Source organism: Enterobacteriaceae endosymbiont of Donacia piscatrix, from assembly GCF_012569525.1.
In the GTDB taxonomy this organism is placed as follows: Bacteria; Pseudomonadota; Gammaproteobacteria; order Enterobacterales; family Enterobacteriaceae.
Genome location: NZ_CP046200.1, coordinates 395,865 through 400,083, shown reverse-complemented (window position 1 = coordinate 400,083; position 4,219 = coordinate 395,865). Strand labels below are relative to the sequence as shown.

3 protein-coding genes and 1 other RNA gene are annotated in these 4,219 nt (G+C 18.2%); 2 read left to right on the top strand and 2 right to left on the bottom strand.

The window, feature by feature from the left end; genetic code table 11:
- Window positions 1–325 precede the first annotated feature (325 nt).
- Window positions 326–781: an SsrA-binding protein SmpB gene (gene smpB / locus GJT96_RS02010; RefSeq protein WP_169780534.1), complete on the top strand. Its 456-nt coding sequence runs from the start codon at window positions 326–328 to the stop codon at window positions 779–781.
- A 14-nt stretch (window positions 782–795) separates the two neighbouring features.
- Window positions 796–1,158: a transfer-messenger RNA gene (ssrA, locus tag GJT96_RS02005) on the top strand.
- A gap of 30 nt (window positions 1,159–1,188) precedes the next feature.
- Here the strand turns inward: ssrA and GJT96_RS02000 are convergent.
- The gene (locus tag GJT96_RS02000) at window positions 1,189–3,006 is read right to left on the bottom strand and encodes a GTP-binding protein (protein WP_169780533.1); all 1,818 of its coding nucleotides are present in this window, start codon (window positions 3,004–3,006) and stop codon (window positions 1,189–1,191) included.
- 234 nt (window positions 3,007–3,240) lie between these two features.
- The gene (locus tag GJT96_RS01995) at window positions 3,241–4,110 is read right to left on the bottom strand and encodes a 5'-3' exonuclease (protein ID WP_169780532.1); all 870 of its coding nucleotides are present in this window, start codon (window positions 4,108–4,110) and stop codon (window positions 3,241–3,243) included.
- Window positions 4,111–4,219: the final 109 nt, after the last annotated feature.

The window sequence follows — 4,219 nt, the reverse complement described above, 5'->3', positions numbered from 1 at the left end:
ATTATTTTCATCTGATTTTGTATTTTTTATAAGATCATTATTTTCATCTGATTTTGTATTTTTTATAAGATCATTATTTTCATCTGATTTTGTATTTTTTATAAGATCATTATTTTTTTTTTCTATATAATTTTTCATATTTTATCCTTATAAAGTTTTAACTGTTAAAAATTATTTATTATAGAATAATAAATTTTATTTTTATATAAAATAAAATTTTTACAAGATATTTAATTTTTATTAAATTAATTATTATTTAATTGTTGTTTTTTATAAAAATATTAGTTATAATCACTTTAATGTTTATATAATAAATTTTTTTATAATGAAAGAAAAATTTTTTGTTTTTAATAAAAAAGTATATTATAATTTCTTTATTAAAGAAAAAATTAATGCTGGACTTATTTTAAAAGGTTGGGAAGTAAAATCTTTAAGATTAAATAAAGTAACTATTATAAATAGTTATGTAACTGTTTTAGATAAAAAAATTTATGTATATAATTTAGATATTAGTCCATTAAAAACAGTATGTAATCATATTCAATTTGACTCTAAAAGAGTTAAACAATTATTATTAAAAAAAAAAGAAATAGAGTTTTTACAAAATTATATAAACAAAAAAGGTTTTACAATTGTAGTACTTGGATTATTTTGGAAAAAATCATGGTGTAAAATAAATCTTGCAGTTGTAAAAGGAAAAAAAAAACATGATAAAAGAAATATTTTAAAAAAAAAAATATGGAATGTTAAAAAAACACGTTTATTAAAAAAAAATATTTAAATATTATTAAAATGGGGGCTGATTAGGATTTGACAAAATTATAAAACTTAAAGAGCATGTCAAGGTACGGTAGGCCTTGTAAAAAAACCGTTTAAGATAATTGCAAAAAATCAGAGTTATGCTTTAGCAGCATAAAAAACTGTATAAGCTCTGTTTGCTTATTATTTTTCTCTTTAATAAGAGTAAACAGTCATATATAAAGAGATCGTATGTAATTTGTCTAAAATTATATATTAAAGTAATTAAAAAACTAAGACTAGATAATATAAAATTTTGTTTTATCATTTTATATTGTTAAAATTTAAAATAAAACTAAACATGTAGTGCTAAAAGTGTAATAATTTTGGACGGGGGTTCAAATCCCCCCAGCTCCAGTAGAACTTTACTATTATATTATTATTAATATTTTAAATATTAAATTTAGTTAGATTTTTCTTTCTGATTCTTATTGATTTAGGTGTAATTTCTATTAATTCATCATTCTGAATAAAAGCTATTGCTTCTTCTAAAGATATTTTTTTTATAGGAATTAAATTTATAGGATTATCATTACCTGATGCTCTCATATTAGTAAGTTTTTTGTTAATTAGGCAATTTACAAAAAGATTATTCGTTTTATTATGTATTCCTATTATTTGCCCTTTATAAATTTTATCTCCAGGATTAATTAACAATTTACCTCTTGATTGTAAATTATATAAGGAAAATGCAACAGCACGACCTTCTTTATTTGAGATTAAAACACCATTATTTCTTTTATATGTTATATCATATTTATTTATATCATAATGACTAAAAAAAGAATTTATTATTCCATTTCCTGATGTTATGTTTATAAATTCATTACGAAAACTAATTAAACCTTTACTAGAAATAATTGCTTCAATCTTAATCCTATTATTAAAATTATTTAAAATGATATTATTTATTATAGCTTTTTTTTTATTTAATAATTGAATTATATTACCTTTTTTATTTTGCATAAAATCTAAAATTAATATTTCAAATGGTTCTTTTTTTTTACCATTAATAATTTTAGATATTATTTGTGGTTTCGATATTAATAACTCAAATCCTTCTTTTCTCATATTTTCTATAATCATAGAAAGATGTAATTCTCCTCTTCCAGAAACTATAAAAATGTTATTATTTTCAGTTTTTTCTATATGCAAAGCTATATCATGCAAACAAAATTTATTGATTTTATGAAATATTTTACTAGATGTTAAATATTTTCCTTCCATTCCTGAAAAAGGAGAATCATTAACTTGAAATAACATACTTACTTTCGGTCTTTCTATTTTTAATTTTGGAAGAGCTTTATAATTGTTTATATCACAAATTGTATCAAAAATATTAATATTTTTAAATCCTGTTCCTGCAATACCTACAATATCACCAGCTTGAGCATTATCTACATAAACATGTTTTAATCCTATATTAAATATTATATATAATACTTTGATTTTTTTAATTCTATTATTTTTATCTATAAAAATTAAATTTTGATTTATTACAATTTTACCTTTTTTTATTAAACCAAAACAAATATTACCAATATAATTATTAAATTCTATTTGAGATATTTGCATTTGAAATGGTTTATTAATATTACATTTAGGAGGGGGAACATAATCAATAATAGTTTTATATATAATATTCATGTTATTATACATTTTTTTTATATTTTTTCCTGACATTCCTTTAAGGGCAGATGTATATATTATAGGAAAATTAAGTTGATCATCAGAAGCATTTAAATCTATAAATAAATCAAATAATTGGTTAATAACCCAATTTATTCTAGTAAATTTTCTATCTACTTTATTTATTATTACAATAGGTTTAAATTTATATAAAAAAGCTTTTGACGCAACAAATCTTGTTTGTGGCATAGGTCCTTCAGTAGCATCTACTAATAATAATACAGAATCTACCATTGATAAAATACGTTCTACTTCTGCACTAAAATCTGCATGTCCAGGAGTATCAATAATGTTAATTTTATAATTTTTCCAAAAAATAGATGTATTTTTTGAAAAAATAGTTATACCTTTTTCTTTTTCTAATTCATTAGAATCCATTAATCTGTTAATATTATTTTTATTTTGTAATGAATTTTTAATATTTTTAAAATTATCAGATTCTTGTAATAATCTATCTATTAATGTTGTTTTTCCATGATCTATATGTGCAACAATAGCTATGTTACGTATTTTTTTCATAAAATCCTGATAGAATAATATTATTTAAAATTAATTAAAATTTTTTTAATTTATAAAAATAATATTTATTATCTATTAATAGATATCATATTTAATTTAAATAATTTTAATTATATTATTATTAATATAAAGATAATATTTATCATTATAGAATAATAATTATTAATATCATTTTTTTAAAACATGAAAATAAACATTAATTTTTTTTAATTTTTGTAAAAAAATTTAATACTTTTAATTAAAATAATTATTTTTAATAAATTTATTAAATTCATATAATTTAAATAAATGTTTTAAATAATTTATTTTTGGTTTAATTTTAAACTCTAAATATTTTTGATTGAAAATAATATTAGTTTTAATTTTCGTTAATTTATGATATAAAAATACTAATTTTTTATATTTTATTAATTTTTTTTTTATATTTATTCCACCTCTAAAACTAATATTATTTATGCTATTTATATTTTGATATATATTTGTTAAATTTCCTAATTTGTTAATTAATTTTTGACTTATTTTATTTCCTATTCCTGGAATTCCAGGAATATTATCTATAGAATCACCACTTAATGCCAATAAATCACTAATAAATTTTGGATATACCCCGTATTTATTATATATTTCTTTTGGTCCAAAAATAGAATAATTAATCGGATTTATTATTTTAATATTTTTTGTAACTAACTGAGCTATATCTTTATCTATACTAAAAATAAAAATTAAATAATTTTTCTTTTCTGCATACTTTGATAAAGTACCTATTATATCATCAGCTTCTATATTTTTTATAGATATAATTTTATATCCCATAGCTTGTATAATTTTATACAAAGGTTTGACTTGTATAATTAAATTATTAGGCATATTAACTCTAGTTAATTTATATTTATTAAAAATATTTTTTCTAAAAGATTTTCCTTTAGTATCAAATATAATTAAAATATGACTATTAATGTTCATTTTTATAATTTTATTAAACATATTAATAAAACCATACATTGCTCCAGTAGGATGTCCTTTACTATTAACTAAATGAGGTAAAGCATAATATGCACGGTACAAATAAAATGTTCCATCTATTAAAATTATTTTTTTTTTCATGTATTTTATTAATTATAATACTAAATTAAATCTTTTTTTTTAAAAACTTATTTTTTTAAAAGTTTTAATATTAAATATATATAATGTGAATAAAAATTATCTACATAAA

What these genes read in the sequence shown, in the direction of transcription:
- smpB (WP_169780534.1), top strand. Translation starts at nt 326, where the DNA reads ATGAAAGAAAAATTTTTTGTTTTTAATAAAAAAGTATATTATAATTTC.
- GJT96_RS02000 (WP_169780533.1), bottom strand. Translation starts at nt 3,006, where the DNA reads ATGAAAAAAATACGTAACATAGCTATTGTTGCACATATAGATCATGGA.
- GJT96_RS01995 (WP_169780532.1), bottom strand. Translation starts at nt 4,110, where the DNA reads ATGAAAAAAAAAATAATTTTAATAGATGGAACATTTTATTTGTACCGT.